We start from the raw sequence: 12,905 nt of genomic DNA on the forward strand, positions 1-12,905 counted from the left end.
GTTAGATGTGGATCAGAGACATCAGAAAAACACCTAAAACACTCTTAAGAATAATAGACCCGAAAGACAGGGCGGCTTCGATCCACAGGAGTGAACCCATTGCATGGAGAGGCGGTAAAGCCGACAAGCTTGGGTGGGGAAGCGGAGCCACGGGTTCACATCAGGTATTACCCAGAGGTTTGGCGAAGCTCCCGCCCAAGCGAGTAGGCGAGCCTCGGAGTGCTGAGTGAAACGGATGTGGGCGAAGCCGCCTGACCCAAATGCGACTACACCTAATATTTCCATAAACCAACTAATCTGAAGGAAGGGGTTTGGCATTGCCAAGCCGAATAAGGTATATTAATATCTGAACCAAAATTAACCAGTACTTTAGAGGTGGAGGGACGCTATTTGAGAGGGCCAAAGGAACAATACCAACGACGAAGGAAGTTATATGGAGATAAATTGGAGAATTTGACTCAGCTAATTAACCGCTTAAGTAATCTGAGACTAGGGTTTTCTTTAGTGGGCCTGGCTTTAAGTGTATTTCTTTATCTAAGCTATAGTCATACCCTAGGGTACATAGCCGGTTTTTTCACCCTGGTGGTTTTTATTGGGCTGGTTCTGTGGCACCAGAGCTTAAGAATACGACAACGTTATATCCGGATGCTCTTTGAAAACTATGATCAGTCCTTAAAACGTTTGTCAGGAGAATGGAACTCCTTTCCAGATTCCGGAGAAGATTTTCGGGATCCGGCCCATCCGTTTTCAGAAGACCTGGACCTTTTTGGCTCAAACTCGCTTTTTCAATGGATAAATACAGCAATGACTTTTCGAGGACGGGAAAGGCTCCGAGAGTCCTTGAGTGCAGTCCCCTCTGATATAGAAACTATTTTAACCAAGCAAGAGGGGATTAAAGAGCTTGCGGGTAATTTGACTTGGAGACAAAGGTTTCTGGCAGAGGGGAAAATGGCTAAAGGTCCGCTGAAATCCCCTCAGGGTATTATTGAATGGGCTAAAAATGTCGATTCCTCATATCTGAGAACCAGTGTGTTAATATGGGCTCGGGCTTTACCGATCATCACAATCAGCTTTGTGCTGTTGTATTTAATAACTCCCCAGGTCACATTCCATTACCCTCTGGCAGGTATCATAGTTCAGTCCCTAATACTCTTTGCCGGAAAGCAGCGAGGCAAGGCCTTGAATGCGGTTTATGCTTATAAAGAAAGTATTAAGACTTATGAGAAAATGCTGGAACGCTTCGAAAAACGCTCCTTTCAAGCTGATTATCTCAAGGGCCTGAAGAAAGGCCTCTATGATTCTGACAATAAGCCGGCCTATGAACAGATTAGAAAACTCTCAGGTATCGCAGACTTAATAGCTAACCGGGAGAATGCGATTTTTTTAATCGTTAACATCCTAACACTTTGGGATATCCAGTGTATGATCTCCCTAGAATCCTGGAAAGAAAAATCAGGTCGGTCACTGGGATCCTGGTTAGATACGATTGCTGAATTAGAGGCTATGTCAAGTCTGGCGATCATTCATTTTGATCATCCGGAATGGGGAGTGCCCAAGATCTCCTCTGAGCCGGGTATTAATGCTAAAAGAATAGGACACCCGCTTTTAAGTGGCTCGATTTGTAATGACCTTGCAATTCAAAAAGATTCCGGGATTTTGTTAATCACCGGCTCCAATATGTCAGGTAAAAGTACCTTGCTGAGAACGGTAGGAATCAATTTAGTCTTGGCTTATGCCGGAGCACCTGTCTGTGCCCAGGCCTTTTCCTGTTCTGTGCTGCAAATGTATACCTGCATGCGGGTCAGTGATAATTTAGGAAAGAGCATCTCATCCTTCTACGCAGAATTGTTAAGAATTAAACAGATCGTCAGTGCAGCGAAGACCCAGACAAACATCTTTTTTCTCTTAGATGAGATTTTCAAAGGAACCAATTCCCAAGATCGTCACGCAGGAGCTAAGGTGTTAATTCAACAGTTGAGTAAGGCAGGGGCCATGGGCATGGTCTCCACTCACGACTTGGAGCTAGGAGATATGGAACGGGAAAGTGAGCGGAAAATCCGCAATTATCACTTCCGTGAGTATTATAAGAATGATGAGATATATTTCGATTATAAACTACGCCCGGGAATTTCCACGACCCGGAATGCTATGTATCTGATAAAGATGGCGGGGATTGATGTCGAGCAGTGAGCTTAGAGATATGAGATTCAACAGTGAAGGAGATAGATGTACCTATGATTCTGGTGAGCGCTTGTTTACTGGGGCTGAATACGAAGTATAATGGAGAGTCAAATGTCCATGCTCTGATTCAGAGATACAGTACCTTGGGCCGGTTTATCCCGGTTTGCCCGGAACAACTTGGTGGTTTGCCAACTCCCCGTGAGCCTGTGGAGATTATTAATGGCACAGGGCGGGATGTGCTGAGGGGGGCAAGCCTTATTCAAGGAGAGTCCGGAGAAATGGTGACCGGACAATTTATCAAAGGGGCCAATGAAGTATTGAAGATCACGGAGCTGTTTAAGGTTACTGCCGCAATACTTAAAGAGCGCAGCCCTTCTTGCGGAGTGAATTATATTTATGATGGGAGCTTCGGGCATGTAATAATTCCCGGCCAGGGTGTGACTGCAGCCTTATTGCAAGAACATAATATTCCCCTTTATTCGGAAGAGAATTTGACTGAGGAAAAGCTTTTAGAGCTATTAGGCGGTTGAGGAAATGGCCGCTTCAACGGAAGAAATGAGTGCAACGATTGGTACCATCGGTGTCAGTGTCAGAGAGTTAGGAAGATTGATGGAGGAACTGAAGGCCCAAAGTAAGAGGTTCGTAATTTGAAGTTAGGATTTTAATCAGGTATAATTATAAATTAGGAAATATCACATTATTAATGGCTTCAGGAGGTAATCTATGCAATCCACAACTGTTAAAGAGATTTACAGAGAGCCGAATCCTTTTCTCAATCAGAAAGTAGAATTATCCGGATGGGTTCGCACAGTGCGTACGTCCAAAACATTTGGTTTTATAGAGATAAATGATGGTAGTTTTTTTGAGAATCTTCAAGTGGTTTTTGAAGAAAGCCTTATAAACTTCCTGGAGATAGGCAAGCTCACAATCAGCTCGGCGATTCGTGTTCAAGGGGAACTTGTCCCCTCACCGGGAGCAAAGCAACCCTTTGAGTTGAAAGCGGAAAACATTGAAATTCTTTCTGTGTCTGCGGCAGATTACCCTCTCCAAAAAAAGCGGCATACTTTTGAGTATCTGCGAACGATTGCTCATCTGCGCCCCAGAACCAATACCTTTGCGGCTGTCTTTCGTTTAAGGTCAATGATTGCCTATGCGATTCATAAGTTCTTTCAGGAAAAGGGCTTTGTCTATGTACATACACCGATTATCACCGGGAGCGACGCTGAAGGAGCCGGAGAAATGTTTAAGGTAACTGCTCTGGATCTGGCTAATCCGCCTAAGGATAGTGAGGGGGATGTTGATTTTTCTAAAGACTTTTTTGGTCGCCCTACGAGCCTGACGGTAAGTGGCCAGCTTAATGTAGAGACCTACTGCATGGCCTTTCGGAATGTTTATACTTTCGGCCCCACCTTTCGCGCCGAAAATTCCAATACGGCGAGACATGCTGCGGAGTTTTGGATGATTGAACCGGAGATCGCCTTCGCTGACCTAACGGATAATATGAATTTAGCTGAAGAAATGATGAAATATTTAATCCAATATGCCTTGGATAATGCTCCCGAGGAAATGGCTTTTTTCAATAATTTTGTGGATAAGACCTTGTTTGAACGCTTGGAAAACATCCTCAGCTCAGAATTTGCCCATGTGACCTACACTGAAGCTGTAGAAATGTTGGAAAAAGAGGATTTTAAATTTGAGTATCCGGTGAGTTGGGGAATGGATCTGCAGACAGAGCATGAGAGGTATCTTACTGAAAAGATCTTCAAAAAACCTGTTTTCGTAACGGACTATCCTAAAGGTATTAAGGCATTTTACATGCGCTTAAATGAGGACAATAAGACGGTGGCAGCCATGGACTTGCTCGTTCCCGGTGTGGGGGAAATTATTGGCGGGAGTCAACGGGAAGAGCGGATCGAGATTTTGCAAGATCGTATGCAAGAAGCAGGGCTAAAGGCCGAGGATTATTGGTGGTACCTGGATTTACGGCGCTACGGAGGCGTGCCCCATGCCGGATATGGTCTGGGCTTTGAACGGGTTATCATGTATTTAACCGGTATCGCTAATATTCGTGATGTGATCTCTTTTCCGAGAACAACAAATTCCAGTGAGTTTTAAGAAGATTTTATTTGATAACAGATGTATTCCTTTGAGTGCATCTGTTTTATCAATTCCGACACCCACTTCTACTATAAGTGGGTGTTCTATATTCTGCTTTGGTAACGAAAGCTCCAGAGGAGGGTTTTGCTGAGGCGCCTTCCCAATACGACTTCTGGCGGCGAAGGAGGGAGAGTCTATCCTAGGGTGCTAGGTTATTCGTCAATAGCTTTGTGCCTTGACATAAGTCTTGACTGGGTAACTATGTCACTGAAGTCCCTATTTTCAGCTTAAGCTGAACCAGTTCACTTGCAGAATAATCCTTATTGACAGACAAATATTGGCATGCTAGAATTAGCCAAAGTTTGAGATGTATAGACAATTACAGTTAGGAATAGGTGTTATTGGTGATTCAAGCAGAAACGATAGATAAGAGTTCGGTCATACCGATATACTATCAATTATTTAAGTTAATTGAGGAGCAAATACGCAGGGGGGATCTCAAACCCGGCGAGTCTTTGCCGACGGAGCATGAGATTTCTTTGCGCTTCGAGATTAGTCGAATGACGGTTCGCAGAGCTATTGCCGAATTGGTGTCAGCGGGTATGGTCTATGCCCAACAAGGCCGAGGTACTTTTGTCGCAACACCTAAATTAGACAATATCGTTTTCGAACTGAACGATTTTAACCAAGAAATTAAAGAGCGTGGTTTAAACTGCAAGAACACGCTCTTGGAAGCGAAAATCATTCGAGCAGATAAGGAACTCAGGGAAAGGTTTCAGGTGGGAGAAGAATCCAAGCGGTTTTTGTATTTCCGCACAGTTTTTTCCGCAGAGGACGAACGTCTTTCCTATGAAGTGAAATATACCATCTATTCTAAGAGCAGGCCTATTCTGGAATCGGAGCTTAAAGATCCGAGTCTGCCGGGTTTAATTGCGACACATACAGAATATGTGCCGATGAGCGCCAAAAAAGTTTTACAAGTGGCGGTATGTACTGAAGAAGAAGCTGCTATCCTGGGTATTGCGCCTAACTCGCCTGTTTTTTTGGTAGAGCAGACGATCTATGACCCAGACCTAAAACCGGTGGGGTGGAGTAAGGCTGTTTATCGAGGAGATCGATATAAATTGACAAGCTATGATGGCTGGTATAAAAAAGATTAAGCTAATTGGGGGGCTCTTAGTTTGGAAGACGAACTACAAATAGCTATGGCTGATTTAGATGAAGAAAAGACTCTGCAGCTGGTGGAGGAAAGGATTAAAGCAGGTTATTCGTCGGTGGAAATCATTGAAACTTGCCGTCGGGGAGTAGAGATCGTTGGGGAAAAATATAGTGACAGTCATTATTACCTTTCGGATCTGATTATGTCGGAAGAAATACTTAAAGGGGTTATGCGTGTGCTAGAACCCTATATCCCCACCAATGACACAGTTCAGGGGCCTTCCATTGTAATGGGAACTATCGAAGGTGATATTCACGATCTTGGGAAAAATATAATTATTTACTTATTGAGGTCATCGGGTTATAAAGTTCATGACTTAGGAGTGGATGTAAAACCTGAGAGATTCATTCAAGCGGTTAACGAAACTAACGCCTCGATTTTGGGAATCAGTGTCTTGCTCTCCTTTTGCGTCAGTTCTATTAAAAGAGTCGTTGACCTTTTAGATGAAGCCGGGATGAGAGATAAGGTGAAGGTTGTCGTGGGAGGGTATCCTGTTAATCAAGAAGTTAAAGAATTTACCGGTGCAGATTTCTATGCTAATGATGTAACGGAAGCCTTAAGAATTTACCGCGAAATCCTAGGAGAAGAAGGTCCAGTCTCAGAGTTCTGAGACTGGACTAAATATTTGCAAAATTCCGTATTGAATCTAAAAAACTGTTGTGATAATATTTAGAAAATATGGTTGTCTATACATTTGCGCAAGTAATAACAGTTAAAAAAATTTAATATATAATTTGTATAGACATCTGTACGAATCGCTAATTTACTTTGAACTAAGGAGGTTTGAGAAGGTAACTATTAGTCAAGGAGAATTAGGTGTTCGGAACAAGCTATAATGCACTCGTTAATATTATATAACTGATGTATTTGTTGTAAGAACTAATTGTAGGGAGGGTGGAAGCAAGGTGTTGATTATTGGAGAAAAGTTAAATAGCGCTATTCCAAGTGTTCGTCAGCTTATCAATGACAAAGATGCGGCAGCTATCCAAGATTTGGCCCTCAAACAAGCGGCTGCAGGGGCTGACTACTTAGATTTAAACACAGCCCAAGGGGATGAAATTGTCAACATGGAGTGGCTTGTACGAACCGTCCAAGATGTCACGGATACCCCTTTGTGTCTTGACAGCACCTCTGCTTCGGTTATTAAGAAGGGATTGGAAACTGTCAAGGGAGATAAGAGCAAGGTTTTAATCAACTCGATTTCCTTGGAAAAGAATCGAATTGAGGAAGTACTGCCCCTAGTCCTTGAATATCAATGTCCTGTTGTGGGCTTAACTCTGGATGATAACGGGATTCCCAAAACAGCGGAAGAAAGAATGGCTCTTTCCGAGGGACTGGTTGAGGTATTGACTAAGCATAACTACGATTTAGAAAAGCTTTATATTGATCCCCTGGTACTTCCTCAGGCAGTAAGCCACAATAATGCTAAAATGTTTTTTCAGTGCCTTCAGGACATCAAGAGAGTCTTAAAGGTTAAGACAGTCTCAGGACTAAGTAATATCTCATTCAATTCCCCGAAAAGGAAGGTGATCAATCGACATTTCCTTACCCTTTGTATGGCTTTCGATATGGATGCGGCTATCCTCGATCCTTTGGATAAGAAAATCATGAGCTCGGTTATCACCAATGATTTTCTGCTGGGTAAAGATCGTTTTGGCAAGAAATTTTTAAAAGCATTTCGTAGTGAACTGTTAGAAGACTAAAGATTCTTACGGGTTTATGCTGTTGGGATAAGTAAATAATGAGAATGTAGGAGGGGTAAATCAGGATGAGTGAAAAGCAAATGCTTTATCAAAAGAGGTTAGAGCGCTACATAACGGCTATGGATTGCGGAAAGCCGGATATGGTTCCTGTTGCTTTCGGAGTCGGCGAATGGATAGCCAAATACACTGGTACTACACTCCAAGAAATTTACTATGATCTCGATAAGAGTAACAGCATTGTAAGTGAGATGCTGCCCGGACTGGATTTTGATATATTTAAGGGCGGCCCTTCCTTATGGTGGCCGCCTATGTTTGATGCTATGGGCTCTAAACTCTATAAATTCCCCGGCATCGGAGTGGAAGAAAACTCTACGTTTCAGTTTAATGAGCAAGAATATATGAAGCCGGAGGATTACGACGAGTTTATCGCCAGCCCAACGGAATGGCTGGTTAATCATTATTTGCCGAATATAAGCACTGAGTTAGAGAATCCCGGCTCTTATCGATCCACCGTAGCCTTAATCAAAGGAGCGGCAGCTTTTGCCATGCAAGGTGGAATTATGGCTCAGGCCTATGGAAAATGGACTATGGATCATGGGATTGTGGGACAAGGAACCGGCTTCACTAAAGCTCCCTTTGACACCTTGGGCGATGCTTTAAGAGGAATGAAAGGGGTACTCTTAGATCTGCGCCGACGACCTGAGAAGGTGCTGGCTGCATGTGAAGCTATTACTCCCCATAATGTGAATTGCGGCTTGGCGGGTGCCGGAGCAGACACTCGTTTCCCTTGTTTTGCACCGCTGCATCGAGGGGCTTATCCCTTCCTTAATCCTAATCAATGGAATAATTTCTACTGGCCATCCTTAAAAGCGACCATCGAAGGTCTCTGGGCCCGTGGTAAGAGAATGTTGTTCTATGCGGAAGGGGATTGGACTCCCTATCTGGATAAAATTGCCGAATTGCCGGATAAGAGTATTATTTTTCAGATTGACACTACTGATGCTAAAAAAGCCAAAGAAATCCTCGGCGGTAGATTCTGTCTGCAAGGTGGTGTGCCAACAACCCTCTTAACTTATGGCACTCCGGCAAAGATTAAAGAGCATATCAAGAGAACAATCGATGAATTAGCCTGTGATGGCGGTTTTATCTTGGATGCGGGTGGAGTTGTCATGGGGGATGCTAAGCAAGAAAATGTCATCGCCATGATTGAAGCTGCCCGAGAATACGGTGTTTATTAATAGGATAGGAGGGGTAACCAATGGCTGATAAAGAGAAATTATTAAATCCTGATCCCGGTGTTTGTGTTCCTTGGGAAGTTAAGCTGGAGGAGATCGGTGAGTTCCCCGGTAATGAAGCAATTGTTAAAAAAGAATGGGAAAAGCTTGATGACTTCGCCTATAATTTTATTTGGTTTTGGGCACAGCGCTAGGATCGTGAAGAGACCAAGAAAATGTTTAGCTGTATCAACTCATCCTTAAGCTTTTACTCTTTAGAAAGATGATCAAAAAGGAGTGGGGATTTATTATGCTGACAGATGCTTTATCAATCGCGATAGCCGATTTAGAAGAAGAGCAGGTAGCAGGAATGGTTAAGGAACGCTTAGCTAGCGGAGTTGCCCCCTTAGAAATAGTTAATTCTCTGCAAATGGGAATGGCGGAAGCTGGGAATCGCTTTGAAACAGGTGAGTATTTCTTAGGTGAGCTGATCATGTGCGGTGAGATCATGCAGGATTCCATGATTGTCCTGGAACCACTGCTTATCGGAAGTAACGCTGAGTACAAAGGAAACATTGTTATCGGTACCGTCAAAGGGGATATCCATGATTTAGGGAAGAACATTGTGGTAATGCTTCTTAAAGGGTCGGGTTATAACGTTATTGACTTAGGCGTTGACGTTTCTAAAGAAAAATTCATTGAAGCCATTAAGGAATATAACGCCCCCTTAGTGGGAATGAGTGTTCTTTTAACCGGCTGCCAGGAATCCATGAAAGAAACCATCGATGCTATCCGGGCAGCAGGCTTAGACACTAAGGTTCTGATTGGCGGAAATTATATTGATGACCTGGTGAAAGCTCATGTGGGAGCCGATTACAGCGCTCAGGCCGCTACAGATGGGGTTAAGATTGCTGACGAAATCTTTAGTGCCTAGAATAATAATCTAATTTCACTTAACTAAGCTCGTTCAGATAGACAGGGTTTAAGGCATCAGGGCGGAGATTACCCACCTGATGTACTTAAAATCTCCCTCCCTAAATAAGTGAGGGTAAGATGGCAGCTGAAAATTGAACTCAACGATGATAGAGGCCTTAATTGGCCTCTACCCTCGTTATTGTGGCAAACTTGTCAAGGTGATAAAATGGATCTTTCTTTTAATCACTTTGAGATGTAAACTTAAACAAATGTCTTGAGAAGGAGCATATAGAATGAATTTCAACATTGAACAGACTGAAGCTAAACAAAAAACACAAAAATACTTAGGCCAAAAAGGATTAATCGTCTTAATCACTTTCTTAAGTGCCTTTATACCCTTATCAACGGATCTTTATCTGCCGGCTTTACCCAGAATGGCAGAGAATTTTAAGGCTGCTCCGAGTCTGATTAATCTCACTCTGATATTGTTCTTTATTTTCTATGCGGCAGGTTCTTTGTTCTGGGGGCCTCTCAGTGATAAGTACGGCCGGAAACGGATCTTGCTGGTGGGACTTATTCTTTATACAGCAGCAAGTTTTCTTTGTGCCTTATCCGGAGATGTGTATCAATTAATCGGGTTTCGGATTATTCAGGCAATTGCCAGCGGAGCGGCAACAGCAGTGGCTCAAGCTATTGTCAAGGACAGTTACTCCGGGCAAAAACGGGTATCTGTGTTGGCCTTAGTTACCTCTATGACCATGGTTGCCCCAATTGTGGCACCGGTTATCGGAGCATTGATTTTAAAGTTTACATCATGGCGAGGAGTATTTGTCGTCTTGGCCTTGATTGGTCTGCTAATTACACTTGCGGTTATTGCTATGGAAGAAACTATTGATCAGCGTTCTACGGCAAGTATTCTCGAATCCTTAGGCAGATTGGGAGTCGTAGCCAAGAATCCTGGATTCATGTCCCTTTTACTGACTTTTTCCTTGATGGCCATTCCAATGATGTCCTTTATTTCATCCTCATCCTATATTTATGTGAATCAATTCGGTTTAAGTGAGCAGGTCTACAGCTATTTTTTTGCAGCTAATGCCTTTTTCATGGTGGTTGGCCCTTTGCTTTATATGAGAAGCACCAGGTTTATTAAACCTGTTAAACTGATTATGGTCAGCTACGTTGTAGCCTGTATCAGTGGGGGATTAATTAGCACCGTTGGTGTAAACAGTCCATGGCTGTTTGCCTTATCCTTAATCCCTGCGACTTTTATGGGCAGTATTACTCGCCCGCCAAGCGCTAACTTGATGCTCGAGCAGCAAAAGGGAGACACTGGGGCAGTGGTATCATTAATGTCATTTGCTTTTACAATCTTTGGCAGCATTGGCATGATCCTTATCTCCTTGGATTGGGCAGATCGAGTTCGAGTTATGGGACTAATGTATGTGTTGTTTGCTTTACTAAGTTTAATAATGTGGCAGGGGATTTCTAAGAAAGCCTATGTTCAGAAGGTTCTTCAATAGCCAAAGGAGGGTGTTAACGATGATCAAGGTCACTTTCTTGCCGTCAGAAAAAGTTACCAAAATCTCCAAAGGGGCATCAATTCTGCAAGCTGCCATCTCCGCGGGGGTGCAAGTTGTCAGCACTTGCGGCGGTAAGGGAACCTGTGGTAAATGTAAAGTGCAAATTTCGTCGGCAACACCTGCAAATGTCACGGAAATTAAACTATCAGAGAATGAAAAGAAGTTCCTAAGTGCTGCAGAGTTGGCCGAGGGCTGGGTTTTGGCTTGCCAACAGCTCATCACAGAGGATATGACCATAAGAGTTCAAGCAGAGCAGGCTGCCAACCAACGAAAAACTGACTTTGCCGCGGAGCTGAAGATAAAACCGGCTCCAGGAGTTGAGAAAGTTTTCCTGCAAGTGGCGAAGCCCAGTGTCGAGGATCAAACACCGGATTGGCAGAGACTTGTTGCAGCCTTGCCGGATCAGGGAATTAAGTTTAATCGGAGAGCAGCGGCTTCCCTGCCCAGACTGTTAAGAGAGAGTGATTATCAGGTAACTGCTGTGTTGGCTGGAGAAAGACTCTTAGCTGTAGAGCCGGGTAATACCTCAAGGCGCTGCTACGGAGTAGCGATCGATGTGGGGACGACGACGGTAGTCGCCTACCTAATGGATCTGATTTCAGGAGCGCTAGTCAACAGCGGGGCAGTGACCAATCCTCAGCAGGTCTATGGTGCGGATGTGATTTCCCGGATTACTCATGCAGCCAGCGGAAAGAATCAATTGGGAGAGCTGCAAGAAAAAGTAATCGAAGCTCTCAATTCACTGATTAGGAAGTTGTGCCAAGAAAGCGGGATAGCTAAAGAAGAAATATATCAGGCTATGGTGGTAGGCAATACTACCATGGCCCACTTGTTTCTGGGAATTGATCCCACGTATTTGGCTCCGGCACCCTTTATCCCAGTCTTTAGAGATGCGGTAGACGTTCAAGCGGATGAGCTGGGATTGGATATTTTAGCCACCGGCAGAGTAAGCGTCCTGCCCAATGTGGCCGGGTATGTAGGCTCGGATACAGTGGGTGTAATGTTAGCTGCAGGGGCAGATCGTTTGCCAGGTATCAGCTTAATTGTTGATATTGGGACGAACGGTGAAATTGTCCTGTCCGGAAAGGGGAGAATTCTTACTTGTTCGGCTGCCGCCGGGCCGGCTTTTGAAGGTGCAGAGATAAAGTATGGTATGCGTGCCGCAGAGGGAGCTATCGAAGGTGTGCGATTAGGTGAGGATGTTGAATTAGAAATTATCGGAGGGGGCAAGCCGCGAGGAATATGCGGTTCCGGTCTGATCGATGCTATTGCTGAACTGCATAGGGCGGGGGTTATCGGGCCTACAGGACGGTTTGCCGCTGAATCCGCCCAACTTGAGAAGCTGCCCCCTTTGCTCCGCCAACGCTTACGCAAGGGTGAGCGAGCCAGCGAGTTTGTACTGGTCTGGGGAAAGGATTCCGAGACCGGAGAAGATATAATCCTTTCGCAAAAAGATATTCGAGAAATGCAGCTGGCTAAAGGGGCTATTATGGCAGGGATTAGGATTCTCAGTCTGGAGATGGGGATTAATTTGCAGGAGATTGACAGAATCCTGCTGGCCGGAGCCTTTGGTAATTATATTAGAAAGGAAAGTGCGGTGGAGATTGGTTTGCTGCCGTCCTTGCCCATAGAGCAGATTATGTCCATTGGGAATGCGGCAGGGGATGGAGCGAAAATGGCTTTACTGTCGGTTGAAGAGTACTTAAGGGCAGAATCACTGGCTAAGCGAGGGGAGCATGTGGAACTATCTACTAGAAAGGAATTTCAGAAAGAGTTTTTGAAAGGACTGGATTTTAAGAGAGTCTGAGGGCAGAGGATATATAGTAAGCTGTTAGTGGCAAGACAGGTAAGCGAGGTTGATGGATGGGGTTGTCCGAAAAACGAATGCGCATTCGTTTTTCGGACAACCCTGATTTGTAAGAGCCGGATTATATCTATTGTTATTGGATCAACCTCTCTTGAGGAGCAGGTAGTGGAAGGGGATGTCTATTAAACA

General features: G+C 44.2%; 11 protein-coding genes. All 11 read left to right on the forward strand.

Going from position 1 to position 12,905, the window contains the following annotated elements; genetic code table 11:
• Window positions 1-390 precede the first annotated feature (390 nt).
• The 11 genes from DP73_RS13780 to DP73_RS13825 all read left to right on the forward strand — a co-directional run bounded on the left by DP73_RS13780 (window position 391) and on the right by DP73_RS13825 (window position 12,716).
• Entirely contained in the window at window positions 391-2,190 is a 1,800-nt protein-coding gene (locus tag DP73_RS13780; RefSeq protein WP_081963054.1) for a MutS family DNA mismatch repair protein, read from the forward strand.
• Between the two features lie 44 nt (window positions 2,191-2,234).
• A complete protein-coding gene (locus DP73_RS13785) occupies window positions 2,235-2,711 on the forward strand; it encodes a DUF523 domain-containing protein (protein WP_034600267.1) in 477 nt (158 codons plus the stop codon).
• 193 nt (window positions 2,712-2,904) lie between these two features.
• Window positions 2,905-4,296, forward strand: a complete 1,392-nt coding sequence (asnS, locus tag DP73_RS13790; RefSeq protein ID WP_034600268.1) for an asparagine--tRNA ligase — start codon at window positions 2,905-2,907, stop codon at window positions 4,294-4,296.
• A 386-nt stretch (window positions 4,297-4,682) separates the two neighbouring features.
• Window positions 4,683-5,438: a GntR family transcriptional regulator gene (locus DP73_RS13795; protein ID WP_034600276.1), complete on the forward strand. Its 756-nt coding sequence runs from the start codon at window positions 4,683-4,685 to the stop codon at window positions 5,436-5,438.
• A 21-nt stretch (window positions 5,439-5,459) separates the two neighbouring features.
• On the forward strand, window positions 5,460-6,107 hold the full coding sequence (locus DP73_RS13800; RefSeq protein WP_034600269.1) for a cobalamin-dependent protein: 648 nt from the start codon (window positions 5,460-5,462) through the stop codon (window positions 6,105-6,107).
• Window positions 6,108-6,402: 295 nt separating this feature from the next.
• Entirely contained in the window at window positions 6,403-7,200 is a 798-nt protein-coding gene (locus DP73_RS13805) for a methyltetrahydrofolate--corrinoid methyltransferase (RefSeq protein WP_034600270.1), read from the forward strand.
• A gap of 65 nt (window positions 7,201-7,265) precedes the next feature.
• Window positions 7,266-8,438 carry a uroporphyrinogen decarboxylase family protein gene (locus DP73_RS13810; RefSeq protein WP_034600271.1) on the forward strand — a complete coding sequence of 391 codons (1,173 nt, stop codon included), beginning with the start codon at window positions 7,266-7,268 and terminating at the stop codon, window positions 8,436-8,438.
• A 20-nt stretch (window positions 8,439-8,458) separates the two neighbouring features.
• Window positions 8,459-8,629 (forward strand): hypothetical protein, encoded by a 171-nt coding sequence (locus tag DP73_RS23485; protein ID WP_165574414.1) that lies wholly within the window; start codon window positions 8,459-8,461, stop codon window positions 8,627-8,629.
• Window positions 8,630-8,724: 95 nt separating this feature from the next.
• Window positions 8,725-9,348: a cobalamin-dependent protein gene (locus tag DP73_RS13815; protein WP_034600272.1), complete on the forward strand. Its 624-nt coding sequence runs from the start codon at window positions 8,725-8,727 to the stop codon at window positions 9,346-9,348.
• Between the two features lie 274 nt (window positions 9,349-9,622).
• On the forward strand, window positions 9,623-10,849 hold the full coding sequence (locus DP73_RS13820; protein ID WP_034600274.1) for a multidrug effflux MFS transporter: 1,227 nt from the start codon (window positions 9,623-9,625) through the stop codon (window positions 10,847-10,849).
• Window positions 10,850-10,868: 19 nt separating this feature from the next.
• The gene (locus DP73_RS13825) at window positions 10,869-12,716 is read left to right on the forward strand and encodes an ASKHA domain-containing protein (protein WP_034600275.1); all 1,848 of its coding nucleotides are present in this window, start codon (window positions 10,869-10,871) and stop codon (window positions 12,714-12,716) included.
• Window positions 12,717-12,905 lie beyond the last annotated feature (189 nt).

This window comes from Desulfosporosinus sp. HMP52, assembly GCF_000765145.1.
Taxonomy (GTDB): domain Bacteria; phylum Bacillota; class Desulfitobacteriia; order Desulfitobacteriales; family Desulfitobacteriaceae; genus Desulfosporosinus.

Excerpts from the sequence above, each read along its gene's own strand:
- asnS (WP_034600268.1), top strand. The coding sequence starts at position 2,905 with ATGCAATCCACAACTGTTAAAGAGATTTACAGAGAGCCGAATCCTTTT.
- DP73_RS13810 (WP_034600271.1), top strand. The coding sequence starts at position 7,266 with ATGAGTGAAAAGCAAATGCTTTATCAAAAGAGGTTAGAGCGCTACATA.
- DP73_RS13820 (WP_034600274.1), top strand. The coding sequence starts at position 9,623 with ATGAATTTCAACATTGAACAGACTGAAGCTAAACAAAAAACACAAAAA.
- DP73_RS13785 (WP_034600267.1), top strand. The coding sequence starts at position 2,235 with ATGATTCTGGTGAGCGCTTGTTTACTGGGGCTGAATACGAAGTATAAT.
- DP73_RS13825 (WP_034600275.1), top strand. The coding sequence starts at position 10,869 with ATGATCAAGGTCACTTTCTTGCCGTCAGAAAAAGTTACCAAAATCTCC.
- DP73_RS23485 (WP_165574414.1), top strand. The coding sequence starts at position 8,459 with ATGGCTGATAAAGAGAAATTATTAAATCCTGATCCCGGTGTTTGTGTT.
- DP73_RS13815 (WP_034600272.1), top strand. The coding sequence starts at position 8,725 with ATGCTGACAGATGCTTTATCAATCGCGATAGCCGATTTAGAAGAAGAG.